This is a genomic window from Haloarcula montana (genome assembly GCF_035666295.1).
Lineage (GTDB): Archaea > Halobacteriota > Halobacteria > Halobacteriales > Haloarculaceae > Haloarcula > Haloarcula montana.
In genome coordinates this window covers 1,901,978-1,928,908 of the sequence record NZ_CP142027.1, presented here as the reverse complement: position 1 = coordinate 1,928,908, position 26,931 = coordinate 1,901,978, and the positions used below count along the sequence as shown (strand labels likewise).

Annotated in this window: 26 protein-coding genes; 12 read left to right on the top strand and 14 right to left on the bottom strand. The window is 65.5% G+C overall.

The genetic code is table 11. The annotated features are described in order from the left end of the window. Positions 1 to 69: 69 nt before the first annotated feature. From VJ109_RS10095 to VJ109_RS10075, 5 genes are all read right to left on the bottom strand, one after another. Positions 70 to 1,035, bottom strand: a complete 966-nt coding sequence (locus VJ109_RS10095; RefSeq protein ID WP_324756480.1) for an energy-coupling factor transporter transmembrane component T family protein — start codon at positions 1,033 to 1,035, stop codon at positions 70 to 72. Then, positions 1,032 to 2,825: an ABC transporter ATP-binding protein gene (locus VJ109_RS10090; RefSeq protein WP_324756479.1), complete on the bottom strand. Its 1,794-nt coding sequence runs from the start codon at positions 2,823 to 2,825 to the stop codon at positions 1,032 to 1,034. Before VJ109_RS10090 ends, VJ109_RS10095 begins: the two co-directional genes overlap by 4 nt. A gap of 9 nt (positions 2,826 to 2,834) precedes the next feature. Next, on the bottom strand, positions 2,835 to 3,692 hold the full coding sequence (locus VJ109_RS10085) for a DUF8171 family membrane protein (RefSeq protein WP_276223075.1): 858 nt from the start codon (positions 3,690 to 3,692) through the stop codon (positions 2,835 to 2,837). Positions 3,693 to 4,000: 308 nt separating this feature from the next. Continuing rightward, complete coding sequence (locus tag VJ109_RS10080) at positions 4,001 to 4,771, bottom strand: PHP domain-containing protein (RefSeq protein WP_324756476.1); 771 nt, start codon at positions 4,769 to 4,771, stop codon at positions 4,001 to 4,003. Continuing rightward, positions 4,771 to 5,460, bottom strand: a complete 690-nt coding sequence (locus VJ109_RS10075; protein WP_434737278.1) for a 2-phosphosulfolactate phosphatase — start codon at positions 5,458 to 5,460, stop codon at positions 4,771 to 4,773. The genes VJ109_RS10080 and VJ109_RS10075 overlap by 1 nt, the downstream gene beginning before the upstream one ends. A gap of 222 nt (positions 5,461 to 5,682) precedes the next feature. On the opposite strand from VJ109_RS10075, the gene VJ109_RS10070 reads away from it, so the two are divergent. Then, positions 5,683 to 7,833, top strand: coding sequence for a PGF-CTERM sorting domain-containing protein (locus VJ109_RS10070; RefSeq protein ID WP_324756473.1), 2,151 nt, complete (start codon positions 5,683 to 5,685; stop codon positions 7,831 to 7,833). 103 nt (positions 7,834 to 7,936) lie between these two features. Here VJ109_RS10070 and VJ109_RS10065 read toward each other — a convergent pair whose 3' ends face one another. Beyond that, complete coding sequence (locus VJ109_RS10065; RefSeq protein WP_324756471.1) at positions 7,937 to 8,092, bottom strand: DUF7331 family protein; 156 nt, start codon at positions 8,090 to 8,092, stop codon at positions 7,937 to 7,939. A gap of 125 nt (positions 8,093 to 8,217) precedes the next feature. On the opposite strand from VJ109_RS10065, the gene thiD reads away from it, so the two are divergent. Both thiD and VJ109_RS10055 read left to right on the top strand, forming a co-directional pair. After that, positions 8,218 to 9,582, top strand: a complete 1,365-nt coding sequence (gene thiD / locus VJ109_RS10060; protein ID WP_324756468.1) for a bifunctional hydroxymethylpyrimidine kinase/phosphomethylpyrimidine kinase — start codon at positions 8,218 to 8,220, stop codon at positions 9,580 to 9,582. Between the two features lie 63 nt (positions 9,583 to 9,645). Next, entirely contained in the window at positions 9,646 to 10,272 is a 627-nt protein-coding gene (locus VJ109_RS10055) for a DsbA family oxidoreductase (RefSeq protein WP_324756466.1), read from the top strand. A 53-nt stretch (positions 10,273 to 10,325) separates the two neighbouring features. Here the strand turns inward: VJ109_RS10055 and VJ109_RS10050 are convergent, their stop codons facing one another. From VJ109_RS10050 to VJ109_RS10035, 4 genes are all read right to left on the bottom strand, one after another. Next, positions 10,326 to 11,096 (bottom strand): DUF7847 domain-containing protein, encoded by a 771-nt coding sequence (locus VJ109_RS10050; RefSeq protein ID WP_324756464.1) that lies wholly within the window; start codon positions 11,094 to 11,096, stop codon positions 10,326 to 10,328. 65 nt (positions 11,097 to 11,161) lie between these two features. Beyond that, positions 11,162 to 11,491 (bottom strand): thioredoxin family protein, encoded by a 330-nt coding sequence (locus VJ109_RS10045; protein ID WP_324756463.1) that lies wholly within the window; start codon positions 11,489 to 11,491, stop codon positions 11,162 to 11,164. Between the two features lie 102 nt (positions 11,492 to 11,593). After that, complete coding sequence (locus tag VJ109_RS10040; protein ID WP_324756461.1) at positions 11,594 to 12,451, bottom strand: hypothetical protein; 858 nt, start codon at positions 12,449 to 12,451, stop codon at positions 11,594 to 11,596. Beyond that, the gene (locus VJ109_RS10035; RefSeq protein ID WP_324756460.1) at positions 12,444 to 13,061 is read right to left on the bottom strand and encodes a DUF7344 domain-containing protein; all 618 of its coding nucleotides are present in this window, start codon (positions 13,059 to 13,061) and stop codon (positions 12,444 to 12,446) included. The genes VJ109_RS10040 and VJ109_RS10035 overlap by 8 nt, the downstream gene beginning before the upstream one ends. A 436-nt stretch (positions 13,062 to 13,497) precedes the next feature. On the opposite strand from VJ109_RS10035, the gene VJ109_RS10030 reads away from it, so the two are divergent. The 7 genes from VJ109_RS10030 (at position 13,498) to mutS (ending at position 22,537) form a co-directional block, all read left to right on the top strand. Continuing rightward, complete coding sequence (locus VJ109_RS10030) at positions 13,498 to 14,067, top strand: hypothetical protein (protein ID WP_324756458.1); 570 nt, start codon at positions 13,498 to 13,500, stop codon at positions 14,065 to 14,067. 398 nt (positions 14,068 to 14,465) lie between these two features. Then, complete coding sequence (locus VJ109_RS10025) at positions 14,466 to 15,056, top strand: hypothetical protein (RefSeq protein ID WP_324756457.1); 591 nt, start codon at positions 14,466 to 14,468, stop codon at positions 15,054 to 15,056. A 426-nt stretch (positions 15,057 to 15,482) separates the two neighbouring features. Then, complete coding sequence (locus tag VJ109_RS10020; protein ID WP_324756456.1) at positions 15,483 to 16,415, top strand: hypothetical protein; 933 nt, start codon at positions 15,483 to 15,485, stop codon at positions 16,413 to 16,415. Between the two features lie 32 nt (positions 16,416 to 16,447). Beyond that, positions 16,448 to 17,347, top strand: coding sequence for a hypothetical protein (locus tag VJ109_RS10015; protein ID WP_324756455.1), 900 nt, complete (start codon positions 16,448 to 16,450; stop codon positions 17,345 to 17,347). A gap of 61 nt (positions 17,348 to 17,408) precedes the next feature. Beyond that, entirely contained in the window at positions 17,409 to 18,557 is a 1,149-nt protein-coding gene (locus VJ109_RS10010; RefSeq protein ID WP_324756453.1) for a signal peptidase I, read from the top strand. Positions 18,558 to 18,605: 48 nt separating this feature from the next. Continuing rightward, the gene (locus VJ109_RS10005; protein ID WP_324756451.1) at positions 18,606 to 19,799 is read left to right on the top strand and encodes a DUF5305 domain-containing protein; all 1,194 of its coding nucleotides are present in this window, start codon (positions 18,606 to 18,608) and stop codon (positions 19,797 to 19,799) included. A 47-nt stretch (positions 19,800 to 19,846) separates the two neighbouring features. After that, positions 19,847 to 22,537 carry a DNA mismatch repair protein MutS gene (gene mutS / locus VJ109_RS10000; RefSeq protein ID WP_324756449.1) on the top strand — a complete coding sequence of 897 codons (2,691 nt, stop codon included), beginning with the start codon at positions 19,847 to 19,849 and terminating at the stop codon, positions 22,535 to 22,537. Here mutS and VJ109_RS09995 read toward each other — a convergent pair whose 3' ends face one another. Then, positions 22,538 to 23,245, bottom strand: coding sequence for a helix-turn-helix domain-containing protein (locus VJ109_RS09995; RefSeq protein ID WP_324756447.1), 708 nt, complete (start codon positions 23,243 to 23,245; stop codon positions 22,538 to 22,540). A gap of 119 nt (positions 23,246 to 23,364) precedes the next feature. Here VJ109_RS09995 and VJ109_RS09990 point away from each other — a divergent pair, with 119 nt between their 5' ends. Continuing rightward, entirely contained in the window at positions 23,365 to 23,616 is a 252-nt protein-coding gene (locus VJ109_RS09990) for a HalOD1 output domain-containing protein (protein ID WP_324756446.1), read from the top strand. A 244-nt stretch (positions 23,617 to 23,860) separates the two neighbouring features. Here VJ109_RS09990 and nucS read toward each other — a convergent pair whose 3' ends face one another. The 3 genes from nucS to VJ109_RS09975 all read right to left on the bottom strand — a co-directional run bounded on the left by nucS (position 23,861) and on the right by VJ109_RS09975 (position 26,496). Beyond that, positions 23,861 to 24,589: an endonuclease NucS gene (gene nucS / locus VJ109_RS09985; protein ID WP_324756444.1), complete on the bottom strand. Its 729-nt coding sequence runs from the start codon at positions 24,587 to 24,589 to the stop codon at positions 23,861 to 23,863. A gap of 9 nt (positions 24,590 to 24,598) precedes the next feature. Beyond that, entirely contained in the window at positions 24,599 to 25,030 is a 432-nt protein-coding gene (locus tag VJ109_RS09980; protein WP_324756442.1) for a hypothetical protein, read from the bottom strand. Between the two features lie 71 nt (positions 25,031 to 25,101). Continuing rightward, the gene (locus tag VJ109_RS09975) at positions 25,102 to 26,496 is read right to left on the bottom strand and encodes a PAS domain S-box protein (protein ID WP_324756441.1); all 1,395 of its coding nucleotides are present in this window, start codon (positions 26,494 to 26,496) and stop codon (positions 25,102 to 25,104) included. 153 nt (positions 26,497 to 26,649) lie between these two features. Between VJ109_RS09975 and VJ109_RS09970 the strand changes: the two genes are divergently transcribed. Further along, positions 26,650 to 26,925 (top strand): DUF7577 domain-containing protein, encoded by a 276-nt coding sequence (locus tag VJ109_RS09970; RefSeq protein WP_324756440.1) that lies wholly within the window; start codon positions 26,650 to 26,652, stop codon positions 26,923 to 26,925. Positions 26,926 to 26,931 lie beyond the last annotated feature (6 nt).

The window sequence follows — 26,931 nt, the reverse complement described above, 5'->3', positions numbered from 1 at the left end:
CCTCTCTGTGGTCGTCCCCGGGGTAAGGATTGCGGGTGCCGAGTCGGTAGGGACGACAGCCAGTGGACGCTACCCACCGAACACCACCGAGAGGGCGACGACGAACACCAACGAACCGAAGACGAACGACACGTCACGCGGTTGGATCCGCATGTTCTCCGTCCGAAGCGTCCGACTCTCGGAGTCCGCAAGCGACTGTGAGAACCCTTTCGTCTCCATCGCCTCCACGGTGACACGGGCGCGTTTGGCGACGTTGAAGATGAGCGGATAGAACGCCTTGATCGAGAGCTTCAGTAGGTAGTAGAAGTACCGCCAGTTCAGGAACCCCTTCTCCTCGGGCACTTTGCTCCGGAGCCGGAAGGAGTTGATCAGCGCGTGGTACTCCTCGACGAGCAGCGGCATCATCCGGTAGCCGTAGGCGATGGCGAAGGTGAGCTGCCGCGGGACACCGAGCCGAAGCATCCCCTTGCTGATCTTCTGTGGGCTCATCGCGGAGAAGACGGCGAGACTGATAACCGAGATGATCGTCAGTTTGAGGAAGAACGGGACGACCGCGCCGACGGCGTCGATACCGGCCTCCTGGCTCGTCAACGCGGTGGTGATAGCCTGGCTGGTCGCGGTCGCGACGATCGCCCCGGTCTCAGCGAAGACGCCGAGGTCGAGCGCTACGGCGGCGTCGATCACTCGGTCTGCGTTGTCACCGAGGTACGCCGCGGCGCGGAGCACACCACCCATCAGCGGGACGACGACGACGAAGAAGCCGACGTTGGTGAGTTGCCCGAACAGCAACAGGGCGAGCAGGTACTTGCTGACCTGCGACAGCGCCGCGAGGACGAACGCCGCCCCGAGCATCACCGCGAGCGGGAGCGGGTCGTAGAACAGCCACGGGACGATCATGAACAGGACCGTCCACAGCAACACGACCCGTGGATCGAACGTGTTCAACAACGCGTCCTCGTTGTCGTAGGCCGTCCGCATCAGATCGACCTTGACATCGGCGACCGAGATGTCGGTGAAGGCGTCGACGTATTTCATCGGTCCTCCGAAGTTGGTACGTCGGCTGGGTCGTCGGGATGTCCGGAACCGCCGAGTTCGGTCGAACTGATCGCCTCGACCATCGCATCGGTAGTGAGCACCGGTGACGCCACGTCGAGGCGGTCGCCGAGTTCGACGACCTGCGGTTGACGGAGATCGGCCTCGGCCAGCAGGTCCGTGTCGTCGAAGACGTCGGCCGGCGGCGCGTCGGCGAGCACGTCGCCGTCGCCCATGACGATCACCCGGTCGGCCCAGGCGGCTACCAGTTGGAGATCGTGAGAGGCGACGACGACCGTCTCGACGCGGCTCTCGGCTTTCCGGAGCATCCCCGTCACCTCACGGCGGCTCTGCAGGTCGAGACTGCCGGTCGGTTCGTCCAGCAACACGACGGTCGGGTCCGTCGCCAGACCGATCCCGAGCGACGCCCGGCGCTGCTGGCCGAGGCTCATCAGTCGACCGTCCCTGTCGGCGAGTTCCGCCAGGTCCAGATACTGGACGATGTCGTCGACGCGTGCGTCGACGCCGTCCGCGTCGCGATCTTCGAGGTAGTACGCGATGTCCTTGCGGACGGTGTCTTCGACGAACATCTCCTCGGGGTTCTGGTGGATGTAGACGGTATCGTCGGCCAACTCCTCCGGGAGCGTGTCGTCGGTCGCTCTCCCGAGTACGGTCACGGTCCCCGAATCGGGTGCCTCGATGCCGGTGATGAGCCGCAGGAGCGTCGACTTGCCGGCGCCGTTGGCACCGACGAGAGCCACGCGGTCGCCGGCGTACAGGTCGAGATCGAGACCGTCGAGGACCCGGTTGTACCCCTCCCTCAGCGTCGGATAGCCGTGCTCGACGCCTTCCAGCGAGACGAGGACTTCGTCGTCACCAGCGGTCACCGGTGTGGTCGTGTCAGCTGCCGGTGTCGTCGCCTCGACGCCGCCGTCGGCCAGCTGTGGGGGCGCGTCGGTGAATGCCGTCACTGCCCCCTCGACGGTGACGGGGTACCGGCCGTCGGGAAGCCGCCCCGCCCCCGACGGCAGCCCGTCGGCGATCTGTGTCACCTGTGGCGGGTGGATGTCGTGGGCGAGGAGATCGTCGAGGCGGTTGAGACCGACCGACACCGGCTCCTTCCAGGCGACGCCGCCGTCGGACACCAGCGCCATCTGATCGCAGTACTCGCCGATGAACTCGGAGTGGTGCTCGATGACGATGATCGTCTTGTCCTGTTCCTCGTGGAGCCAGCGGAGTTGCTCGTAGGTCTCCCGTGCGTTGTGTGGGTCCAGTTGCGCGGCCGGCTCGTCGATGAAGATGAACTCGGGGTCCATCGCGAGCACGCCCGCGAGCGCGACCAGGTGTTGCTGACCGCCGCTCAGCTCCCAGATGAACCGGTCGTCGAGGTCCGCGAGGCCGACCGCCTCCAGCGCACGCGTGGCCCGCTCCTCGTAGTCGTCGAGACCGTAGTTCAGTGGGGCGAACTCGACGTCGTCACGCACCGTCTCCTGGACCAGTTGGTTCTCGAAGTCCTGGAACACGTACCCGACGTGTCTGGACAGCTCGGCCACACTGGAGTCGACCGTGTCGATTCCGGCAACCTCGACCGTGCCGTCGAGTTCGCCCTCGAAGAAGTGCGGGATCAGGCCGTTGAACGTCTTACACAGCGTCGTCTTTCCGCTGCCGTTGCCGCCGACGATCGCCGTGAACTCCCCGGGTTCGATCGTCAGGTTCGCATCCCGTAACACCGGCTCGTCACCGCCGGGATAGCGGAACGTCAGGTTGTCGACGACGATTGTGTCCTGGCTCATGCTGTGGGCTCAGGCCTGGGTCCGCTGCTGGCGGTAGTAGACGAGCCCGAACGCGACGAGCGCGGAGATCACGATCGGGACGAACAGGAACGCTTGCCCGTACGTTTCGACGAACTGCGGTTCGAAGACGATGAGGCCGCCGCTGGTCTCGCTGAGCATCTCGACGGCGAAGGCGATCGGGAGCAGGGCAGCCCAGGCGACCAGTCGCTTCAGCGACGACCGGGTGAACATCGGGCCGTCGCGACCGTCGATCGGGTTCATCCCGAGCAGCGGTTCGATCTTCCCGCGCAGGCGGGGGTAGAGATACAGCGTCGGGATCGCACCGAAGATCAGGCCGGCCCCGATGATCTGAACGAGTGCCCCCATCCCCTCGGTTGCCCAGACCGTCTCCGGCAGCCACGAGATGGCTTCGAGTTCTTCGACGCCAACGTAGAACTTCCCGACGTCGATGAACCACGCCGCGACTTCCTCCATCGCTTTCGCGAGGAAGCCGACGGCCGCGATCTGTTTCACGTCCGTCGGATCGGTGATCAACGACATGGCGAAAAACCACGACATGGTGATGACGATCAGTCCTTCCACGGCCCCGAGAGCGCTGAAGTCACCGATCAGTATCTCACCGAAGACGATGCCACCGACGGGAATCGCGAGACAGGCCCAGAACGACCGGAACAGCAGGACCACCGACATCGCGACGAACCAGAACGGGCCGATCTCCAGGCCCAGCCCGCCCATCGAGAACTCCGGAAGGAGTTCGGTGATCATGCTCTGGAACCCGTGCAGGGACATCACGAGGATGAACACCATCATGTCCCTGTGGTCGAAGCTGAACACGCTACTCGACTCCGCCGAGGTGTTAATTCCCATACGGGAGGGAGTTTTCCTCCGTTTTATTTAATCCGTGATATGTGTGATATTGGCGTCTCGGTGCCGATACCGTTTGGTACGTGCTGTTGTCCACGGGTCAGTGCGGTCGGGATCACTCCCGATCGCTATTGAGTGGTATGCAGAGCCGGGAGACGACTGAACGGTCGATTCGCTGTGTCGAATCTCGGTGTCTGCAAAGAACTGAACGGAGACCGCCGGCTGTCGGCGTGTGAGCGACGGTGAGATGGGTCGACCAGTCCGGCCACCATACGCCGAACGGGGCAATACCACGGCCGTACCGAAGGGTGTCAAGCGAGGAGAGCGTCGATCTCCAGGCAGTCGATAGCTGATCGGGTGATCCGGTCACGGAGCGTCGGGACTCGCGTTGTCACCTCTTCGGGTCGGTGACTGTCGGTGCCGAGCACGAATCCGACACCGTGGTCGGCGAACCGTGACAGCATCGACGGGTCCGGATGGGGTCGTCCGAGCGCGTCGTTGACCCGTCCGGCGTTGAGTTCCGGAACGGTCCGTGAGTCGGCCAACGCCGCGGCGACGCGGTCGTAATCGCTCGGGCGCGAGACCCCCCGGAGCGTCTCCAGTCGCTCCGGCAGATCGAGGTGACCCAGCACGTCGAACAGGTCGGCCTCGACCAAGTCGACGACCGTGTCGTAGTAGCGTTCGACGGCGTCCCGTCGGACCTCCGCTGTGCTATCGACGTACTGGGCGTCGGAGGTGTAGTCGTAGCCCCCGGCGAAGTGGACGCTGCCGATACTGTACTCGAAGTCGGCGGTCGCGAGGAACTCCCGAATCCGATCGGCGTCTTCCGGGACGTAGCTCACCTCGGCCGCGTCGTACAGCGTCAGATCGGTTGTCGAGCGGGCTGTATCGATCCGCTCGCGGCGCCGTTCGTAGGTCGAATCGAGGTCGTACGTCTCGTGGCGGCCGAACGCGTCCTCGGTCAGGATACAGTGGTCGGTGAGACCGAGGCCGTCGAGTCCGGCCGCTTCGGCCGCCTCGATCATCGCCGACAGGGCCGACCCGTCGGAGAACGTCGTGTGCGTGTGGACATCCGTCCGCATCAGTCCTCGGAGACGTCGTAGAGCTTCTGTCCGTCGAGCTTCGGGACGATGTCGCGGCTATCGAAGTCGAGGACGTACTCGTAGAGGTCCGTCCGCTTGATCTGGGGGCGCCGTTCGTACTTCGCGCCCTTCGAGAACTCGACCATCTCGCGGTACACCGCCCGTTCGCGGTCGGTCGGTGGGTCCGCAAGCAGGTGGCGAGCGATGAACAGCGCGCCCGCGACGTCCTCGGGTGACGGTTTGCCGTTGGACCCAGCGGCGACGAAGTACGTATCCTCGTCCTGTTCCCGGAGGTGTTCGGCCAGTGTGACACCGTTGGTGAACCCCCCGACGTAGATGTTCACCCCGTCGCCCCCCGCGAGTCGGAGATCGGTAACGGCGTTCCCACCGTTCGTGGACGTCATCGCCGTCGGCCGGCCGGCCACGTCGACGTCCTGGACGAAACTCGGCGAGTTGAAGAAATCGTATCCCTCCTCGCCGCGGTAGTTCGGACCGGAGCCACCGCCGATCTTCGCCCGTGGATGGTCCGCCTGGAACGCCGGCTCTTCACCACGGTTTTCGGTGATGTGGATGTACTCGGCGCCGTTCGCGAACAGCTCCGGGACCGTCGTCGAGAACTGTGCAACGTCGACGACGACGTAGTTCCCTGGCTCGGGGTCGTCCGGGATCTGCGCCCGTGCGGGGATCATCTGTTCGATCGGCAGCGACTCGGCCGTCCCGTCTGCTAACAGACTCACGCCTGGAACTCCATCGGAACGTCGTTTGAGTGTGACTATGAGGGCTATAGCTCCGAATAGAGTGGTCGGTAGCGGACGGGAGTCGTACAGTTCCGCTGAATCGGTATCCTCCGGATGTGTGCCCTCACCGGGTATCGGTCAACTATTTCAACCGTGAGCCGGTACCATGGGTCAATGCACGGGGCGCGCCGGTGGACCGTCGCCGCCGGACTCACGGCCCTGCTCGTTCTCGTGGCGTTCGTCCCGGTGGTGGCGGCGACACCGGACGGGACGCCCCATCGGGCGGGGGCGGTCGACGCCGCCGGAGCGAGCAGCGGTGGTACCGTCGAAGGAACCGAAAGCGCACAGATCGGTTCTCAGGACGGAATCCCCTCCGAACAGGTGGCCGACGGCGAGACGATCACCGTCAACCAGTCGTTCGCCCTCACGGCCAACAACTCCGGCAGCGTCGACGTTCGGTTACGCTACGCGATCCCCGACCGCGTCCGCTCGCTCGAAACGACACTCCCCGAGAACGCGACCGTGACACGCACGACCGGGTTCACCCGCGTCAACGGGACGACCTACGAGTGGGACGGCGAGTCGGCCACGCCGACCCTCGCGTACCGTCGGAACCCCAACGAAACTCTCGACCGGTCCGGGCCGGAGAGCGCCGCCGGCCGGTACGTCGGCGTCGACGCCGGCGAGTGGGCGCTGTTTACCCGCTCGGCGACGCCCACGGAGTGGACCTACGTCGGGACCACGCCGGTGACCTTCCGGCGGGACATCCACACGGTCGGGCCGGGGGCGGCCGGCGAGTGGCTCGTATATCTCGGTACCGGAACGACGACGGAGCGGACGGCCAACGATCAGACCATCCGACTCGTGGTCCCCGACCGTGCTTCGATGGCGGAGTCCCCCGACTCGGTCCTGTCGTCGCTGTCGAACGCCTCGAACGCGCTCCGGGTCGGCGATCGGGACGAGCGCGTCTTCGTCGTCGCGGCGCCGACCGGGACAAACGTCACCTGGGGCGCCCGCGGCTATCAGGTCGGTGACGCCGACATGTGGGTCAAAGACGACGAACGGCTCGACACGGCGGAGAACATCTGGCTCCACGAGTACGTCCACAGCAGGCAAGCGTTCAGGCCGACGAGCAGGACCCGCTGGCTCGTCGAATCCAGCGCCGTGTACTACGCTGCCGCCCTCACACTGGAACAGGACCGGATCGACTTCGACGCCTATCGATCGCGACTCGGCGCCGGCGCCGATCCGGTCTACGACGGAATCATCCTCGCGGCACCCTCGACGTGGGAGGAGAGCGCCGACTACTACCGTGGCCCGCTGGTCGCCGGGCGCATCGACGAACAGATCCGCCTGCCGACCAACGACGAACGGACGTTTCAGGACACGATGCGCCTGTTGAACGGGCGTGAGCGGCCGGTGACACAAGCGAGCCTGCTGTCGGCGGTCGAGCGGGCCGGGGGCGAGCAGGCCCGCACGCTGGCCGCCAACTACACCGGGTCCACGGCGACCGTGAGGATGTGGAACGAGAGCCGCCACGCGGCCGTGTTCGGACAGTTACCCGCCCGTATCGGGTACGCGCTCCCGGCGGGAGACAACCGCTCGGCCTACCGGGTGGACGGACAGTATCGGGACGGACCAATCGGGGGTGAGATGCCGATCCAGTTGGTCGTCGGCGAGACGCTGACCGTCGACGCGATCGTCCGAAACGCCGGCGGGACCGAGGGGCAGTACAACGCGACGATGGATATCAACGGGACGACAGTGACGACCGCGGGGGGGCGGATCGAGCCGACGACGACACGGGTGGTCCCGCTCTCGCACACGTTCGCGACCCCCGGGCAGTACACGCTGAGTCTGGACGGGACCAACGTCACCGTCCTCGTCCAGCGGCCGGCCCGGGCGGAAGTGACCGATATCGCGGTCAGTTCACGGAGCGCGCGCGCCGGGAGCGAGGTCGTCGTGACGGCGATGGTCACGAACACCGCCGACATCCCCGCCGCTGGACGGGTCGTGTTCACGCGGGACTTCGAGCGGGTCACGGATCGACAGGTGTATCTCCCGCCCCGAAACAGCACGGAGCTGTCGACCGGGATCAGACTGCCCGAACCGGGCGACGTGCTGGTGGCGGCCGGCAGCGCCGACCCGGTCACGATCACCGTCACGCCGGCCGCGACGACAGAGTCGACCCCCACACCGACACCGACACCAGTGTCGGGGACGACCACGCCACGGACGACGAGTACGGACGGCCCAGGGTTCACGGTCGCACTCGCCGTCCTGGCGCTGGCACTCGGAACGCTGGTCGCGTCTCGTCGTCGCTGATCGGGGCGTGGCTACGCCGGCCACCACGTTCAAGGGGGTACGGAAGCGACGGTCCGCGAGCCGATGGCTCGGAGCCGTCGAGAGCCGGTGTCAGAAGGGGCAGTTACGCACTTGTTCGTTCCGAAGTGGCACCGATATCGACGGCATAGTTCGACTGGAGCCATGCCTCCGGGTTCTCCCGGTCGTAGATGACAACGTCGCCGCCGCCGGTGGTGAAACTGCCGTACTCCGCTTGGGATTCGTTCGGTGCCGATTCCATCGTGGTATCCCACTGTAGGCAATCGATACCCTATAAGTGTTTCCCGAATGTGATACGGAGTATTATTAGCATACTAGGACGGCGAGACCAGCAGGGATTTTTTCCCACCGATCGACACACCGTCCATGACACGCGCAGACGCACCAGTCACACCCCCGGTCGTGCTGACGATCGCCGGGAGCGATTCCGGCGGCGGGGCCGGCATCCAGGCCGACCTCAAGACGATCGAGGCCGGTGGCGGATTCGGGACCAGCGCGATCACCAGCGTCACGGCACAGAACACGATCGGCGTCCAGGGCCAACACCTGCTTCCGATCGAGGAGATCGAGGCACAGATCGAGTCGGTGCGTTCCGACTTCGATCTAGGAGCGGTCAAGACCGGGATGCTCGCGACGAGCGAGGTGGTCGACCTCGTGGTCGAGCACGCCCCGGAGCTACCGAACCTCGTCGTCGATCCGGTGATGGTCGCCGCCTCGGGGGATCGCCTGCTCGACGAGGACGCGGAGGACGCGTACGAGCGACTGTTCGCCGAGGCGACGCTCGTCACGCCCAACGCCGACGAGGCCGAGGTCCTGACCGGTCGGGAAGTCGGGGACCCCGAGGCCGCCGAACGCGCGGGCCGTGACATCGTCGAGATGGGGGCCGACGCCGCGCTCGTCAAGGGCGGCCACATCACCGGCGAGGAGGTCGTCGATACGCTCGTGACCGCGCCAGGGGAGGGGGCTGGCGTCACGAGTTTTCGCCACGACCGGATCGAGACGGCCGCGACCCACGGCTCGGGCTGTACGCTTTCGTCAGCGATCGCAACCCGTCTGGCCCACGGCGACGACCTGTCCGGAGCCGTGTCGGGGGGGATCGACCTTCTGGCGCGGGCGGTCCGGTACCACCACGACATCGGCGAGGGACCGGGTGCCGTCCACCACATGGTCGAACTCCGCAACGAGGCCAGCAGGACGGAGACCGTCGAAGCCGTCGAGCGGATCGTCTCGGCGTGTGTCGACCGGGACGTCTCGCCGCTGGTCCCCGAAGTCGGGATGACTGTCGCCGGCGCGACAGCCTACGCCGAGACGCCCGACGACGCCGCCGCCGTCGAGGGCCGCATCACCCGGACCCGGGACGGGGTCCGGCCTAACCGGGGTGTCCGCTACGGCGTCTCCGGGACGGTCGGCCGGTTCCTACTGGCCGCTCGGGAACACGACCCGGCCGTTCGGTTCGCCGTCAACTGCCGGCTGAACGACGACGTGCAGGCGGCCCTGGAGGAGCTGGCCGGCTCCGTCTCCGCGTACGACCGGGCCGACCGCCCGGCCGACGCGGAGACGCCAGCGACAACGTGGGGGGTCGGCCAGGCCTTCGAGGCGAGCGCGGAGACGCCCGTCGCCGTCGTCGACAACGGCGAAGTCGGCGTCGAAGCGAGTGCGACACTGCTTGCGGCCGATGCGGACACGCTCGTCGGACACATCGAGACGATACTCGACGCCGTCGACGCCTGACGGTCGTCCGCGGCCGGCGGCAGTCGGCCGTCGGTTTTTGTAGTCGCCGCTCCAACCCCATGCATGAGCGACGCACCGCAGATCACGGTCTACTCCGATTACGTCTGTCCGTTCTGTTACCTCGGACGGGAATCGCTCCGACAGTACCAGGCGACACGCGAGGAGCCCCTCGACATCGACTGGCACCCCTTCGATCTCCGGAGCGGGAAGCGGTCCCCCGACGGCACCATCGACCACTCCGTCGACGACGGGAAAGACGACGACTACTACGAACAGGCCAAACAGAACGTGCGCCGCCTCCAGGACGAGTACGGGGTCGAGATGGACCTCGACATCGCGACCGATATCGACTCGCTGCCGGCGCAGGTGGTCTCGTACTACCTGAAATCACACACCGACTACGAGACGTGGCTGGCTTTCGACGAGGCTGTCTTCGACGCGCTCTGGCAGGAGGGGCGCGACATCGGAGCGACGGACGTGCTCGTCGATCTGGCGACCGACGCCGGTGTCGAGGCCGAGACGGTTCACTCGGCGCTGGACGACGAGGCGCTCCGGGCGGAAGTCCGCCAGCAGTTCGCGACCGCACAGCAGGCGGGCGTGACCGGCGTCCCGACGTTCGCCTACGACGGCCACGCCGCCCGCGGAGCGGTTCCACCGGAACACATCGAACGGCTGGTCGAAGGGGTATAATCACACGTCGTTCGGTCTCAGGAAGACAGGCTCACGACCCTACACAGACACGCTCAGAGTGCGGTCGTCGCCCCGGTATCCTCCGACGGACCGGGCGTGACACCGGAGTCGGATTCGCCCTCGCGGAGCTGGCTGTACGCGACCGAGATCACGGCGAGCGAGAACAGCGACGTGGGTGCCTGGACGAGCGTGATCAGTAGCTGAGACAGCGACGGCGAGAGCAGGAACGCGCCGGCACCGACGATACCGCCGAAGACGCCACTGACTGCCACGACGAGGACCAGCAACGCGAAGAGCGCCACCCGGTTGCCCTCGCTGAGGCGGTAGCTCTCCCGGAGCGCAGTGACGAAGTTGCGGTCCTCGACTGCGATGTACGGGACCATGAAGATCAAAACGACGTACAGGAAGATCCCCGGAACGAGGAGCAACAGCGAGCCGACGAACACGGCCAGCCCGTAGACGACGCCACCGACCAGCACGTTCAACACGGCCAGCGGGACGTTCCGGGTCAACGCGCCCGCCGGGAACGACTCCTGTGCGTCCGCGACGAAGGTTCGGACCCCGACGACCGAAAGGTACGTCGAGAGAAGCATCGCCACGAAGATACTCCCCACAGCGACACCGAGGGGGATGTCGAGGGCGAGCGGCAGCAGGGTCGCTGCCTCGGTGAACCCCATCTGGCGGTAGAGCTGAGCGATAGCTGTGTTCATCGACACCTGTATCGCGATCACGAGCACCGAGTAACTCACGAGCAGGGCACCGCCGGTTCGACTGACGAGTCGGTCGACTGCTCCGCCGACGGCGGAGCCGATCTGGAGGGACATCACGTCGGTGTTCCCGGAGTGGCCTGATAAGAGTTCTCCCGGTGTGTCAGCGCGTGAAACGGCGCTCACTCGCCTTCGACGAACGCGACCAGATCGGCGGTGGGAACGAAACCGTCGGCCCGGCGGTCGACCAGTTCGCCGGCGGCGAACAGCAGGAACGTCGGCACCGAGCGCACGTCGAAGGCAGCCACGGCGTCGAGATCCCGTTTCGGGTTGAAGACGACGACACGGGCCTCGGTCGCGCGGGCGACGTTGTCCAGGATCGGTTCCATCGATTGGCAAATCGTACACCCCTCGGTGCGGACCATCACGAGGACGCGCTCCTCGCCAGCCAGCACGTCGTCAAGTTCGGTTCGGGTCTCGATTGTGATCGGGCGGTCGTGTGTCGTGCTCATAGCGACATTACGCGACTGACAGTGAAAACGTTGTACCGACGGGCGCGTCGAGGACTGCCGAATACCGACGATAGGGAGGAACGCAGTGGCCGGGGAACTACCTCAGGAGGGACAGGCGAGTTCCGAAGTACCCTGTAACCGTTTCGGGGAGCCTATTCCGTCACAGACCGGGTCGGCGGGCTTGTCCGACCCATCCCCGATCAGCAAGTCGCCGCCCTCACTCGTCCGCTGGAGGGCGGGATGGACGTAGATCTCGCCGGTCGCGTCCAGCGAGACGGCGGCGATAGCCTCTTTGGAACCGTAATTGTTCGTGAGTCTCCCGTTCGTGGGCACCACAACGTCGTGTTGAGTAACCACGCCGTCCGCTCCGTCCAGCACCCAGACAGTCGCGTTTCGGTCAGCGTCTGTACCGAGTCCCGAGACGGAGACTACCCCACGTCTCCCGTTGAATCGAACGTCCGTCTGGCTCCGTTGGCCCGTCGCGGTCTGCTTGTCCGCACAGGTGACGGTGTACGCAACCGTCCGTGGACTTGTCGTCTCGGCGAAGACGCTGCCACCGTTTGCTTGGACATCGAACGAGACAGTCCGCTCGATCGTGTCCGAAGGGGTACACTCCGCAGTCGTCGATACGTCGAACGACTCGCCGATGTCGACGTCCTCGTGCGTTTCGACCTCCCGACTTGGCCCGTCTACCCCGTCGGACCCGACAGCGTATCGGACGGTGAAATTGATCGGTTGGTTGAAGTGGTTACTCACTCCCAGGAACTCGATCTCGACCGTCTCGTGTGAGTCGGCGTTCAGGGAGATATCCTCGTACCGTAAGGACATGTACGCGTCCTCGTCGCCGACCACGTCGACGGACACCTGCCGATCGGCCGAAACCGAACTGAACCCCTGCGCCGAGACAGTCAGCATCGCCGCTGCGGCCAGCGCGAGCACGAGCGCGAGTCGCCTATACATCCTCGACCTCCGCCGGATTATCGGCGGACTCCAGTCGCATCCCCCGCGAGAGGAGGAAATGCGACAGCGACGAGACGCCGAACGCCCCGATGAGGAAGACCGTCCACCCGGTCGGCGGGATCGCGACGAACGGTTGGATGCCCAGCGAGGCGAATCCGACGAGGATCGCGCCGATAGCGCTGAGGCCCATGTAGTAGAAGCTCCACGGGATGTCGTACCGATCGACGATTTCGAGATAGATGTCGAGTTCGGCGGCGGTGTCGGTCAGCTCGACGACGCCGGCTCGACGGTCGAACTCGACGATGCCGGTTTCGTCCATCTTCGGGAGGTGGAACTGCTGGAGCGAGGAGTACACCGTCTTGCGCTCGCTCGAAGAGATCTCCCGGATACTGCTGTCGTTCTCCCAAGCAGCGACCTGTTCCGCCAAGTCGGAGAGTGTTCCTACCTGTTCTTCGTTTTTTAAATACCGGATGACGAACCGGCGTCGCCGGTTGCTCAACATCTCGAAGATCTCGTCCCGCGTCAGCGATTCGTTTCCGACCTCCGTCTCCGGCACTCGTAACTGATCGATATCGATGCCACCAGCGTCCTGTGACTGTGATTTACTCATGTTCCCTCCCACCCTGGAGCTATCGAACACTGCCGATAGTGTTTGTGACGACTACAGTTCAGTTCTATATCAGAAGGTCATAAAGTTGTTGTTAGTTTTGGATTTTGAGGGGGAAGAATAGACTGCCTTCGGGCGAAATCTTCACTTCGGAATCCATACAATACCGGCGCTGCTGGCGGATAACCCTCCGTTTTCGAGACGGCGTGTGAGATCACCGATCGACCACGATCTATCGGGAGTTCAAAGAGTCTATTCCCGGTTTCTCACTCGGTATGACCACATCTGACGGGACGATACGCTCGGTTCAAACAGCGTATGTCGTGGTTCAATCGGTCTATGCACTCGTGTCATAGAGACTACTACAATGCCCGTTGCGTCTCTGGTATCCGGTAGCGCACCGACCCCTTGGGGATGGGTGCCAACGAGGTAACGACCAATGCAACGACGCAAATTCCTGATCGGAATGGGATCGCTCGCCGCCGGTTCGGCGGCCGCAATGGGTACTGGCGCGTTTACGAGTGCCGAAGCGGATCGTGATCTAACCGTTAGTGTAGCCGAAGACTCGAACGGGTATCTCAAGCTGAGCGCTAACGGGAAAGGCGATAATTCACTGTTCTCGTCCATTGAGGAGAACACGCTTAGTTTGAACTTTGGGGAACGGGATCTCGGTGCCGGTGAACCCGATCCGCAAGGAGTGAATCCGGATTCAGTGATGCAGTTTGACGGTGTCTTCAGGATTTCGAACCTCGGAACGCAGTCGGTAGACGTGTGGTTTGAAACCGATATGGACGGTGTAACGTTCTACCGGTTCAGTGATCCAGACGAGAACAGTCTCAATGGATGGGAAAACAGGAAAGAAGGGCTCGGGGAAGGAGCCCATATGACGCCAGGTATCGAGATCGATACGACTGGAGACACTAGTGTCGAGGACTTAGAAGGCGAAGTCACGATTTACGCGAGGGATGCCGACCAAGACGGCCCACCAGAATCCGAACCGGCCGAATAAGCATCCTCATCCGTAGACATCGATACGTTCGAATCGACCTAGCTAGGGTTGGGAGGGGTGCCGGTTCGACGGGAGATACGCCGGATTCAACGAAAATGACAAGATAGCGGTTTTAATAGGCGAAGCGAACCCGTACCTAGGTTCGGATAGCGTCGATATCCAGAGCACGGCTGTTGGGCCGGTCGGACGCTGACATCGGTCGGCAGTTCGCAGTATTGTCCAGGTTCTCGGACAGTTTGCTCGGTTCGATCGACTCACCCGCTCAGTTCAAACAGGGTATACGGTCGTTCAATCGATCTACTATTTTGCTCAAAGAGCGGACTACAATGCCCATAGCGTCTCTGGTGTCTGATAGCGCACCGACCCTTTGGGGGTGGGTGCCAACGAGGTAACGACCAATGCAACGACGCAAATTCTTGATCGCAGCTGGATCGCTCGCCGCCGGCTCGGCGGCCGCAATGGGTACCGGTGCGTTCGCAAGTACCGAGGCAACCCGTAGTGTCAACGTCAATGTGGCCGGTGACGAATCCGCGTACCTAGGGCTGGAGGCGCCCTCACCGTACGCGCAGGTGAACGGTAAGCAACTAGTGTTGAACTTCGACGACAACGGAGAAGGGGGCGGAGGTGTGAACGCAGATAGCGTGACGACGTTCGATGGAGTGTTCAGGATGATCAACAATGGACCGAACGACCTGGACATCACTATCGACAAGTCCGGACTAGCCAACCCGGAGAGGTGGGAGTTCGTTCCCAAAGAGGTCTACGAGGAGTACAGCGGCAACTACCCCGAGGACAGCTTCTACCCGAGCTGGGACAACTACCAGGGGTACGAGAGTACCAACGCGAGTGGCGGCGGTCTCGATTCAGGCAACTCCACGCTGGTTGGCGTGATGATCGACACGCGAGACATGGGTAGTCTGCCCGGTGGCGAGATCACCATTTCCGTCACGGATGAAGACGGCCCCTACGGGAGTGCGAGTCAGAGCTAGCGGTAGTACGATTCGGACGACGGCCAGAAGTAGATACCCCTGGAGTACGCCAGTACTCCGAAATTCTCCCCACGAGTTGAGGCACCGACGAGAGCCCCGTAAGTCATCCCTGTTCTCGATCACTGACTGCGGGATGGGCTCTCGAACGAGGCCAGCGAGGAACCGTGTCTCCCCTTTTTGTGGGGTCCAGTCGACGTGGTCCGTCGGTTGTCGTGACGGCCGAACTGGACTACCCGAGACGAGATTCACCATCCAATCGGAGTCGGACAGCAGTCGGAGACGGATCACCCCGACAGCCAGATCTCGGCCATCGGGTAGCAGTCACAGGCCATCGAATTCCGTTTCAGACACCATCTAACGCTCTTTTCGCACCCGCATAGAGAGAAATACAATACTGTAGCTCAGGCAATAGCCGAAGAGACCGCTGTGGCCCGACGCACACTCATCCTCGTCGCCGTGCTCGCACTGGCGTCGGTAGTGTTGCTCGTGCCGACGGGCGCGGCGCCGTTCACCCAGTCGGGCACCGACTCGATCACCGACGAAGTCCACCTCGCGCCCGCGGAAGGGCCGAACGGGCGGTACGCAGTACTCGACGAGAGCGGCGAGATAGAGATCGTAGTGGATGAATCGAACCCATACGCCGATGCGGATGGCGTCAAGGAGAACGCGACCACCCGCATCGACGACGTGTTCACGATCACGTACACGGGGGCCGAGCAAGCGAAAGTGTGGCTGACCAACGACGCCGAGGACCTCCGGTTCTACCGCAGCGGGGGCGCAGCCAGCACCCTCGAACGGGAGGACAAAGCGGTCGTGCTCGGGCCGAACGCGACCGTTCACGTGGGACTGCGGATCGACACCCGTGGGGATCACGATGTCGAGCAGGCCGATTCCTTCACCGTCCACGCGGAACCGCCCGACGAATCGACGCCGGCACCGGCGGAGACGCCCGAGCCGATACCGACGCTAGAGCCGTCGCTAACCGACGACGGCGACGACACGACGCCAACGGCGACTGAGACGCCAACCGATACCGACGAAGACGACGACGGTGATAGGAGGACGCCGACAGCGACGCCGGAAGGGAACGCCACCACACCGACCTCGACAACCGACGGCGGCGTCGGCTCGTCGTCGATAGGTGGAGTCAACGATGTGACACCGACGGCCACGCCGAGTCCGACCGATGCCGGGAGGGTCGCGGATCAAGCCCCAGTCGGCGGCCAGCCGACGGAACTGGGCGGGTTCGCACAGAACCCGGGAGTCGTCTTTGGAGCACTCCTCGTCCTGCTCCTGTCGGCGTACCTGCTGCGCCGAGCGGCCGAGCGGGCACGGGGGGACGACCTTCAATCGGAATGAACGGACCAGGCGAGTCTTCCACCGAGCGAACGATGGACGACGATACGACGCCGACAGTGAGCGAGCTGTTGGACAGCGCCACCGCCGTCGACGTTGTGCTCCTGCTCACCGTGCCTGCGCTGTTGATCGCGGTCGCGTCACTGCCGGCGTCCGTCCGCCGGTCGCTCGTCTTCGAGTACGCCGCCCCCTCGTTCGGGACAGCGGTCGCCGCGCCGTTCGTCCACCTGAACGAGACACATCTGCACCGGAACCTCCTCGCGTACGCCGTCCTCGCGCCGACCGTCTACCTACTGAGCGTCGTGAGCGGCCACCGGCAACGATTTCGGGTCGTGTTCGTCTCGTTCGTGCTCGTCTGTCCGCCCCTCCTGTCGTACCTGAACCTGGCGATCGTCCGCGAGGGCATAAGCGTCGGCTTCTCGGGCGTGGCGATGACGCTGTACGGCTATCTCCCACTGGCGATCGCCGCCCATCTCGAACGGCGGTTCGACGTGGCCCCGACGGAGACGACCGCGCCGTTACTGTTCTTCTCGGGGCTCCAGCTGATCACAGCATTGACACTCGGTGCCGTCGCCACTACCCGGGTGAGTGTCCCGGTCCGTGGTGTCACCGTTCCGGTTACCTCGGTCCTCGTCGCATCGCTGATCGGCCTCGTAGCGGCGCTGACACTGGTGCTAACACTGTACACGCTGGCGGTGCGCGACCACGTCACGGCACTGATGGCGACCCTGCGTACCACGACGACCCGTTCCGGCCACTTCGAGTTGCTCGTCCTCGCGACCGGCCTGTTTCTGACTGTTCCTTTCGTCACCTTTCCCATCGACCCGGTCCTCGGGGGCGGGGTCTTGAACCTGTACGTTCATCTGGTCGGGTACGCGCTGGGATTCATCGGTTCGTTCACACTGGTCGCTATCGAGGAGCGTCTGGCGATATGAAGAAGTTACAATAACCGATCATGTCACTAGAAATTTATAGGTGGAGGTCCAATCGCTGCCGATGACGGTGCGGGGTTGGACCGAGACACTGCTAGAGGTGATCGTCGTGGTGTTCCTCGTGTCAATGGTGGTCGGGCAACTGCTCGGACAGCCGGTCCTGTTGGGCTACGTCACGACGGGGAGCATGCAGCCGACGCTGAACCCGGGCGACGGGTTCGTCGCGATTCCGGCGGCGCTGGCCGGCCCGGTCGAGGAGGGCGACGTCGTCACGTTCCGGGCCGAGGAGATACAGGGCGGCGGGCTGACGACCCACCGCGTCGTCGACCGGACCGACCGGGGGTACATCACCCGGGGGGACAACAACCCGTTCACCGACCAGGACAGCGACGAGCCGCCGGTGACCGAGGCCCAGATCGTCGCCGTCGTCTGGCAGCCCGCCGGAACGGTCGTCTCCATCCCCGGCGTCGGCCTCCTCGTGTCGGGGACACAGGAGACGCTGGGGGCGGCCCAGGGACAGCTGGCCCGGCTTGCCGGGACACGCTCGCTGCTCGGGACACAGGGGATCGCGTACCTGCTGGTGGCGCTGTCGGTCGCCGGCTACGCCGTCGACATCCTGCTGGGCGGGGATCGGGAGCGCGAACAACGCGATACCTCCCGACAGACGGGCGTGAGTGTCCGGCTGATACTGCTCGTCCTGGCCGGAGCGGTCGTCCTGTCGGCGACAGCCGCGATGATCGGGCCGTCCGGGTCACAGGAGTTCGGCGTCGTCAGTTCCGAGAGCGACTCCCCGGGCCTCCGCGTCATCGAACAGGGGACGACCGAATCATCCCGGTACATCCTGGGCAACGGCGGGTTCGTCCCGATGGTCACCTACGTCGACCCGGTGACCGATGGCGTCGCGTTCGAACCGCGGGAGACGGTGGTACCGGCCCGGTCGACGGTCAACGGGACGATCAGTATCACGGCCCCGCCAGAGACCGGCTACTACCGGTATTTCGTCGTCGAGTACCGGTACCTGCATCTCCTGCCGCAGTCGACGATACGGAGTCTCTACCGGATACACCCCTGGCTGCCGATCGTCGTCATCGACGCGCTCCTTGCAGGGTCGTTCTATCTGCTCGGCGCAGCGTTCGTCGACACCGGCCGGGTACGCTCGCGCTCGCGGGAGGCCCCCTCCCGCCTCGACCGGTTCGTCTCCCGACTCAAGTAGTGTTACGATCCAAGATATTACCACACAGTAACCAGTATTCCAATGAGAATGAACCGTCGGAACCGACGACTGCGGACGGTCGTCGCTGACAACTTCGCCGTGCTCGTTGCCGTCCTCCTGATCGGCGGGGCTGTCGGCGGCTACCTCGCGTATACGACTCACGTCGAACCGGGGACGACGACGGAGGCGCGGGAGGTCTCCTCCTGGCGTTCGACGTTCGACTTCTCGCACCGGGCACGCGTCGTAAACGGAACCGACGCATTCGGGGAGGGGACAGTGCTTCGGAACCGGAACGTCTACTTCCAGCGGATCAGCCCGCAGCTGAACGGGTCGGTGACCTACACCTACGCGGCCAGTGACGAGGGCACGCTGAACACGACCACCACGGTCCTCCTCGTCTTTCGCTCGGTCGGCGCAACCGAGGGCGAGAACACGACCGTCTACTGGTCCGTCGAGCGGCCGTTGGCAGCGGCCAGTGAGGGGTCACTGGCGCCGAACGAACGGACAAGCGTCCCGTTCTCGGTGAACGTCACAGCAGCGACCGCGGAGGCTCAGCGGATCGAGGAGCAACTCGGCGGATCGCCCGGAACGCTCGAAGTCTCCGTCCTCGCACGGACGAACGTCTCGGGGACGCGGAACGGCCAACCGGTCGATGTCACGAGGACGAACCGGCTGCGTATAACGGCCGACGGGGGCGTCTATCGCGTCAGCAACCCCGGCCCGGTCGTCGAATCCGACAGTCAAAGCGAGCCCGTCACCGTCCCCGCCGAATACGGGCCGGTCCGACGGGTCGGCAGCCCGCTGCTGCTCGGAATCGCGCTGTGTGGGCTACTCGGTCTCACATGGGCGAGATACACCGGCCGGCTGGACGTCTCGGAGGCCGAACGGGGGTGGCTCGCCTACCGGGAGACGCGTGGGGAGTTCGACGAGTGGATAACCACCGGCCGGGTGCCGACGGAGGCGGACGGGCCACCCACGGTGACCGTCGACTCCCTCGAAGGGCTCGTCGACGTGGCCATCGACACGGACAACAGAGTCATCGAGGACCCCGAGAGGGGTGCCTGTCTCGTGCTCGGGAGCGAGCAGTGGTTCCGGTACGACGCTCCCGCGGACCCGCTGGACGAGGACACCGAAGGGATCGACCCCCTCGACCACGACGCCGACGGCGACCGAACGGACGGGGACCAGCCCGACGAACAGACGGTCGACGAGCCACACCCTGACGGCGACACCACTGGGTGAGAGAGCCGACCGTGGGGTATTTGACCGCCCGCCCCCGCTGGTCGTCCATGGACGCTGCGCTTGGCCCACCGGAGAAGATGGCCGAGCTGGACGACGAACTGACGCCGATGATGGCACAGTACTTCGAGCTGTGCCGGCAGTACGACGACGCGCTCGTGCTCTTCCAGGTCGGGGACTTCTACGAAGCTTTCTGTGAGGCGGCCGAGCGGGTCGCCCGGCTCTGTGAGATCACGCTGACCCAGCGGACCGACTCCACCGGCGAGTACCCGATGGCCGGCATCCCAATCGACAACGCGGAGTCCTACGTCGAGACGCTGCTGGACGCGGGCTACCGGGTCGCGATCGCCGACCAGGTCGAGGACCCCGACGAGGTCAGCGGCGTCGTCGAGCGGGCTGTCACCCGCATCGTCACGCCCGGAACGTTGACCGAGGCCGAACTGCTCGGCGGCGCGGACAACAACTACGTCGCGGCGCTGGCCGGCGGCGAGCAGTACGGGCTGGCGCTGTTGGACGTCTCGACGGGGGACTGTTACGCGACCAGCGTCGGTTCGGAGACGGCAGTGACCGACGAGTTGAGCCGCTTCGGCCCGGCCGAAGCGATCGTCGGCCCCGGCGTCGAGGTCGACAAGGAGGCGGTCTTCGGGCCGTCCTGTCTCGTCTCGGCGTACGACCCGTCGGCCTTCGAACGGGATGCCGCCGCCGACCTCGTCGAACGGTACTTCGGCCCGCCCGAGCGACTGCTTGCCGGCGACAGCGAGAGACGGGCCTGTGGGGCGTTGCTGGCCTACGCGGAGTACACGCGGGGCAACAGCGGCGCGGTCGGTCCCGACGGCGAACCGACCGGCGAGGACGACCCGACGGAGACGCTTGCGTACCTCAACCACCTCACGCGGTACGATCCACGGGAGTACATGCTCTTAGACGCGGTCGCCGTCGAGAGCCTGGAACTGTTCGAGCGCCGATCGGTCCGGGGCCACGAGAACCGCACGCTGGTCGACACGGTCGACGAGACGGCCTGTGCGCTGGGCCGGCGGGAACTGACCGACTGGCTCCGCCGGCCGCTGTTGGACGAGGACCGCATCGCCGCCCGCCACGAGGCCGTCGCGGCGCTGAAACGGGACCCCGCCACGCGCGAGCGGCTCCACGACCTGCTGAACGAGGTCTACGACCTCGAACGGCTCGTCTCGCGGGTCTCGCGGGGCCGAGCCAACGCTCGGGACCTGCGCTCGCTGGCAGCGACGCTGTCGGTCGTTCCCGACATCCGCGAGCAGTTGGCCGACGCCGACGCCCGGCTGCTCGGAGATCTGCACGCGACGCTGGACCCACTCGCGGCCGTCCGCGAGGAGATCGAGGCTGCGATCCGGCCGGACCCGCCCCAGGAGATCACCGAGGGCGGCGTCATCAGAGAAGGGTACGACGAGGAGTTAGACGAGTTGCGCTCGACCGAGCGGTCGGGCAAGCAGTGGATCGACGACCTCGAAGCCACCGAGCGGGAACGGACCGGCATCGACTCGCTGAAGGTCGGCCACAACAGCGTCCACGGCTACTACATCGAGGTGACGAACGCCAACCTCGATTCGGTGCCGGAGGACTACCAGCGCCGCCAGACGCTCAAGAACAGCGAGCGGTTCTACACGCCGGAACTGAAAGCCCGCGAGGAGGAGATCATGCGGGCCGAGACCGCGGCCGACGATCTGGAGTACGACCTCTTCCGTGCGGTCCGTGAGACGGTCGCCGACGAGGCCGAGCGGATCCAGGCGCTGGCCGACCGCCTGGCGCGACTGGACGTGCTCGTCTCCTTCGGGACCGTCGCCGCCCGGTACGACTACGTCCGGCCGACGGTCGGCGCGGACGGCATCGACATCACCGCCGGTCGCCACCCGGTCGTCGAACGGGCCGAGGACGCGTTCGTCCCGAACGACACCCGCCTGGGCGCGATTGGCGACCAGGCGGACGACGACCGGCCGCCCCGCTTTGCGGTCATCACCGGCCCCAACATGAGCGGGAAGTCCACCTACATGCGCCAGGTGGCCTGTCTCTGCCTGCTGGCACAGGCCGGGAGCTTCGTCCCCGCCGAGTCGGCGTCCGTCCCGATCCTGGACCGGGTGTTCACCCGGGTCGGGGCCAGCGACGACATCGCCGGCGGCCGCTCGACGTTCATGATCGAGATGACCGAACTCGCGACGATCCTCCAGTCGGCGACCGAGGACTCGCTGGTCCTGTTGGACGAGGTCGGCCGCGGGACCTCGACGGCCGACGGCCTGGCGATCGCACGGGCGGTCACGGAGTACCTCCACGACGAGGTCGGCGCCTACACGCTGTTTGCGACTCACCACCACGAGTTGACCGACGCGGCTGCCGATCTCCCGGGTGTCGTCAACCGTCACTTCGAGACCAGCCCCGGGGACGAGGTCGTCTTCGACCACGAACTCGCCGCCGGCCCGGCGGCTGCCTCCTACGGCGTCGAGGTGGCTCAGATGGCCGGTGTCCCCGAGTCGGTCGTCGAACGCTCGCGGGCGCTGCTGGATCGCGAGCGAGAGCAGTCTGCTCCGCCGACCGGCGACCCGGCGACGAACGGGCACGGCGCGGGTAGCGGCGACCCCGACGGCGACACCGGAGACGGGGACGAGTCCCTCCCGCCGTCGGTTCGGGAGGCTCTGAGAGAGACCGACGTAGCGACGATGACGCCGCTCGAAGCGATGAACACGCTGGCATCGCTAGCGGACAGGGTCGAGTGATCAGTTGCCGAGCGCGGACTCCTCGGACGGACAGGCGAGCAGCGTGGCGGCGAGTTTCCGCTCGGCCGCTCGGAGGTGCTTGTGCAGCGTCGGTGCGGAGATATCCAGTCGACCAGCCAACTCCTCGGCAGTCGTCTCGCGGGGCCACCCGTAGTAGCCTGCCTCGTGTGCCGCCGCGAGCAGTTCGCGCTGGCGGTCGGTCAGGCTGTCCGTGAGCGCGGCGTAGTCCTGGAAGCCAAACAGCGGGGTGATCGACTCCCGCTGTCGTTTCGCGGTCAGTTCGGCCACCGGGTAGGTATCGAGGAACGACTCGATCACCGCCGTGGTATCGGTGGCTGCCGGCACGTCGGCGACGACCGCGCCGTCGCCGTCGGTCCCCCTGGCCGTCCGCGGGACCGCTCCGGCGTCGGTGAGGGTGACGACCGGACAGTGCTCCTCGACATCGACCTCGACGAGCCCACCCCCGGCCGTCCGGTTCAGAACCTCTGCGTCGGCCCGTCGGTCGGCGACGCAGTCGACGAACACCTCCGGGTTACCATCCTCGACAGTGAAGAACTCGGCGTACGCGCCGTCACCACGCGGGAGGCAGTTCTGGAGTGCGATCGTACACGAGGAGCGTGCCGACGCGACGACGAAGGGGTACGTACCGGCCGAGAGATCGAACTCCAGGCGGGTCGCCTGCCGTTTGTCACCGGCCTCGAAGCTCATGTGAGACAGTAGCACGACGAGTGACAAGAGTGTTGCCACGAACCCGGTAGGCAGTGCTTAAGCAGCTAGCCACACGCCCCTTTTGACTGGCTATCGTATCGAGGGTGGAGCCAGAACCAGTGCGAGACCATCCCCCTCCGCTGGCCGAGACACACGTCGAGAACCGTGGCGTCGTCGAGACGGTCGCACAGGCGGTCGCCGCCGTGGACGGACGCTCGGCGACCGAACTGCCCCCGCTGGGCGCGAACGTCGATACGGACGGCCTCGCTGCCTTCGTCACGACATCGACCACGACGGGACACCTCGTGTTCGAGTACGCCGGCTACCGCGTGCGCGTCGACTTCGACGGTGCCGTCATGGTCTACGAGTAGCAACACCGGGACCCACTGCAGCCCCCTGGGCGAATCTCACAACGAGTGCCAGGAATCTCCCACACCGGGTCGTCCGAACACCCGCGACGATCGAAGGCGTCCCCCTCGACGTGCTCCCGTCGCTGAACGACGCAGTCGACACCGACGCGCTGTCGCGCTGTTTGGCGACGAGTCGGGGGTCGAGTGCCTCGCGTTCTCGTAGCGGGGTCGTCGTTTCCGACGGCGATCGGGTCGCAGTGTCCGGTTAGGGCGGTTCGAGCGAGACGAACTCCAGGCCCTTCTCGGCCAGCAACTGGCGGGCGCGGTCGGTGACCGACGGGGCGACCAGGATACCGCGGACCTCGGTCTCGGCGTGGAGTTCCCGGGCGAGCGCCTCGACGTAGCGGTCCAGTTGGCCGACCGCGTCCGGGCCGACCCGCCGCCGTTTCAGTTCGAGGACGACCGTCCGACCGGCCGCGTCCTCCGCGTAGATGTCGACGGCCCCGGCCGGCGTCTCGCGCTCGGTCGCCAGCGGCGTGAGCCCGTCCTCGACGAGCGACGGGGTGTCCAGAATCCGTTCTTTGAGGTCGGCCTCGGTCCCAGTCAGCGCCAGGTCTTCCGGATCGCTCACGTCGAAGGCAGCGGCGTGGGCCACCCGCTCGAAGGTGATCGCCAGTCGCTCGGCGGGCGTCTCCCGGGTCGACCGGACCAGCAGGGTCCCGTCGGTGACGGCGACGGTGTGTTCACACCCCGGCGGCTGCCAGTTGACCGGCTGTTGGCCCTCGTCGGTGTGGACCAGCGCGGCGCCGTCGGGCTTGAGCGTAACGTGTCGGTCGCCAGGGGCCAGAGAACTCTCGGCCCGGCCCTCGTACTCGACGGCACAGCGACCGAACAGGGTCACCATCGCGCCGCGGTCGATGCCCCGCTGGACGAGGTCACACGCGGTGTCGGGGGCCGGATAGCTCAGCGTCTCGACGGCACTCTCGGCGGTCACGGCTGTCGGTTAGCGGTCGGCCGATAAAAATGGCGTGTCGTCGGGCGGGAACGCGGTCCGTGCCCGCCGCTCCAGTGCCCGCACCAGTCCCGAACGGACGACACGGGGGCGGCGCCGCTGTCGGTCCGCGCAGGCACGGCTTTTCGTCTCGACCCACCACGCGCGCAGGCTGTCGAGGTCGGCCGCCGTCGCGAGTGCCACGTCGTCGGCGTCCGAGAGCGTCGGGTCGAGCCAGCAGACGCAGTAGCTCCGTGTCGTACCGTCGACGACGGCCACCCGGTCGTAGGTGGCGTCGAGTTCGATCCAGACCGCTCGGGCGGACACGTCACCGGCCAGTGGCTGTGACTGTCCGATCGGGTCGGCGTCGACGCCCCAATGTGCGACACGGAGGGCGACCCGGCCACGGGAGCGCGGTCGGACGACGAGCGTCCGGCGACCCATCAGCACCTCCGAAGCGTATGCAGTGCTCGCATCGTGGGGTCTTGGCCCCGCCACTGCACTTGAATCTCGGGTCAGCGCACCGGCAACGAGATACTGATGCGGTTCCCGCGGTCGGTCTCGTCGAACTCGATGCGCCCCCCGGAGAGATCGACGCTCCAGAAGACCAGCCAGAGCCCGAGTCCGGTCGTGTGTGTGACCTCGTCCATCGGCTGCTCGCCGGTCAACACCCGGAACTCCTCCCGCGGAATCGGCGGACAGTCGTCACACACCTCGACGGTCACCCACTGCTCGTCGACGCGGACCGACACCGCCACTGTCGGGGCGTCGGTCTCGGCGTGGACAACGGCGTTGTCGAGTAGTTCGCCGACGGCGGCGGCGATCTCGGGCAGCGCCGCAGCGTCGGCTGTCGCCGGGATATCGGTCTCGACGACGGCGTCGGGATACGTCTCCCGGAGCGTCGCCACTTCGGTCTCGACGATGGCGGCGATATCACGGACCGTCGGTACCTCGTGATCGGTGAGCAGGTCGATGATCCGGCGCTGGGTTTCGGCGTCCTCGAGCAGTGCCTCCCCGACCCGGACGATCGTCTCGACGAACGGTTCCACCGCCTCGCCGCCCCGGTCGGCGATCAGTTCGGCGTTTCCCACGATCGTCGTCATGTCGTTCCGGAGGTTGTGCCGGAGGATGTTTCCCATCACGACGAGTTGGCGTTCCCGACGCCGACGGTCCGAGATGTCGCGGGTGAACCCGGCGATGCGGTCGACGGTCCCGTCCCTGATGATCGGTGTCCCCTGGACCCAGACCCAGACGCCGTAGTCGCGATCCGGATTGACACGGTATTCGATATCGACGGCCTCGCCGGCCGAGAGTCGGTCCATCGCGTCGACGACCAGATCGACGTCGTCGGGATGGACGGTGTCGAGAAACGCCGTCGGGTCGGCCCGGACCTCGTCGGAGGATTGCCTGTAGACGGTCTCGTAGGCGGAGTTGAGAAAGAGGAGTTCGCTCCAGTCGCCCTCGAACAGCCAGAGCACGTCGTTGGCAGCCTGTGAGAGTTCGATGAACTGCTCTTCGACCGCGGCACGTTCGCGTTCGGCCTCCCGCCGGCGTGTGATCTCCCGAGAGCTGATGACGTACCCACCGAGGCTCTCGTCGGTTCGGTTCGAGAACCGGCTTTCCAGCCAGATCCACCCACCCTCGCTGTCGCGATGCCGGTACGAGACCGTCTCTGCAATCGGTTCGTCGGCGTCGACGACCGACTCGAAGGTCGCCCAAGTCGGGTCCCGATCCACGGGATGGATGTACTCGAACGCGTTGGTCCCGACGAGCGTCTCGGGCTCGAAGCCGAGGATTCGTCTGGCGGCCGCGTTGACGTACAGATACTCGCCGTCGGCGTCCACGAGGACGATTTTGTCGAGTGTCTGGTCGAGAAGCACGGGGAGCATCGCTCCCTCGTCGGGGTCCATCACCACCCGGTATGTGGTCGAGCTTCTAAGCGTTTGTCTCTGCGGGCGGTAGAAACTGGACAGCTGTCCGCCGACGGCCCGACAGGGCGCCGATCCGTCCTAGTGTGGTAACTATCCACAACCCTCAAGTGTCGGCTCGTCGTAGTATCTCGTATGGTGGGGACCGAGTGGCTGTACGGTGCCATCGCGCTGCTGGTGGGCATCCACGTGCTGACGATGCTGTACGCCTACCGCAGTCGTGACGAGACGGCCACGACCGAGTCCGAGGGCGAGCAGACACAGCCGCTTGGCGGACGCGGAGAACGGGTGGACTGCCCACAGTGTGGAACGACTAACGACCCGAACTATCGGTTCTGTCGGACCTGTGTCGCCGACCTCTCGAAACAGGCCCCACAACGCCAGCCAACCGGTGGGAGTCATCCACACTAACCGTGG

Bases quoted from the DNA above. Each gene is read 5' to 3' on its own strand.
- VJ109_RS09980 (WP_324756442.1), bottom strand. From the start codon at position 25,030: ATGGGTCGCCGGACGCTCGTCGTCCGACCGCGCTCCCGTGGCCGGGTC.
- VJ109_RS09995 (WP_324756447.1), bottom strand. From the start codon at position 23,245: ATGAGCTTCGAGGCCGGTGACAAACGGCAGGCGACCCGCCTGGAGTTC.
- VJ109_RS10080 (WP_324756476.1), bottom strand. From the start codon at position 4,771: ATGCGGACGGATGTCCACACGCACACGACGTTCTCCGACGGGTCGGCC.
- VJ109_RS09970 (WP_324756440.1), top strand. From the start codon at position 26,650: ATGGTGGGGACCGAGTGGCTGTACGGTGCCATCGCGCTGCTGGTGGGC.
- VJ109_RS10050 (WP_324756464.1), bottom strand. From the start codon at position 11,096: ATGTCCCTCCAGATCGGCTCCGCCGTCGGCGGAGCAGTCGACCGACTC.
- VJ109_RS10085 (WP_276223075.1), bottom strand. From the start codon at position 3,692: ATGGGAATTAACACCTCGGCGGAGTCGAGTAGCGTGTTCAGCTTCGAC.
- VJ109_RS10015 (WP_324756455.1), top strand. From the start codon at position 16,448: ATGGACGACGATACGACGCCGACAGTGAGCGAGCTGTTGGACAGCGCC.
- VJ109_RS10030 (WP_324756458.1), top strand. From the start codon at position 13,498: ATGCAACGACGCAAATTCCTGATCGGAATGGGATCGCTCGCCGCCGGT.
- VJ109_RS10045 (WP_324756463.1), bottom strand. From the start codon at position 11,491: ATGAGCACGACACACGACCGCCCGATCACAATCGAGACCCGAACCGAA.
- VJ109_RS10025 (WP_324756457.1), top strand. From the start codon at position 14,466: ATGCAACGACGCAAATTCTTGATCGCAGCTGGATCGCTCGCCGCCGGC.
- VJ109_RS10005 (WP_324756451.1), top strand. From the start codon at position 18,606: ATGAACCGTCGGAACCGACGACTGCGGACGGTCGTCGCTGACAACTTC.
- VJ109_RS10065 (WP_324756471.1), bottom strand. From the start codon at position 8,092: ATGGAATCGGCACCGAACGAATCCCAAGCGGAGTACGGCAGTTTCACC.
- VJ109_RS10055 (WP_324756466.1), top strand. From the start codon at position 9,646: ATGAGCGACGCACCGCAGATCACGGTCTACTCCGATTACGTCTGTCCG.
- VJ109_RS10040 (WP_324756461.1), bottom strand. From the start codon at position 12,451: ATGTATAGGCGACTCGCGCTCGTGCTCGCGCTGGCCGCAGCGGCGATG.
- VJ109_RS10090 (WP_324756479.1), bottom strand. From the start codon at position 2,825: ATGAGCCAGGACACAATCGTCGTCGACAACCTGACGTTCCGCTATCCC.
- mutS (WP_324756449.1), top strand. From the start codon at position 19,847: ATGGACGCTGCGCTTGGCCCACCGGAGAAGATGGCCGAGCTGGACGAC.
- VJ109_RS10095 (WP_324756480.1), bottom strand. From the start codon at position 1,035: ATGAAATACGTCGACGCCTTCACCGACATCTCGGTCGCCGATGTCAAG.
- VJ109_RS10035 (WP_324756460.1), bottom strand. From the start codon at position 13,061: ATGAGTAAATCACAGTCACAGGACGCTGGTGGCATCGATATCGATCAG.
- VJ109_RS10070 (WP_324756473.1), top strand. From the start codon at position 5,683: ATGCACGGGGCGCGCCGGTGGACCGTCGCCGCCGGACTCACGGCCCTG.
- VJ109_RS10075 (WP_434737278.1), bottom strand. From the start codon at position 5,460: ATGATCCCCGCACGGGCGCAGATCCCGGACGACCCCGAGCCAGGGAAC.
- VJ109_RS10010 (WP_324756453.1), top strand. From the start codon at position 17,409: ATGACGGTGCGGGGTTGGACCGAGACACTGCTAGAGGTGATCGTCGTG.
- thiD (WP_324756468.1), top strand. From the start codon at position 8,218: ATGACACGCGCAGACGCACCAGTCACACCCCCGGTCGTGCTGACGATC.
- VJ109_RS09975 (WP_324756441.1), bottom strand. From the start codon at position 26,496: ATGGACCCCGACGAGGGAGCGATGCTCCCCGTGCTTCTCGACCAGACA.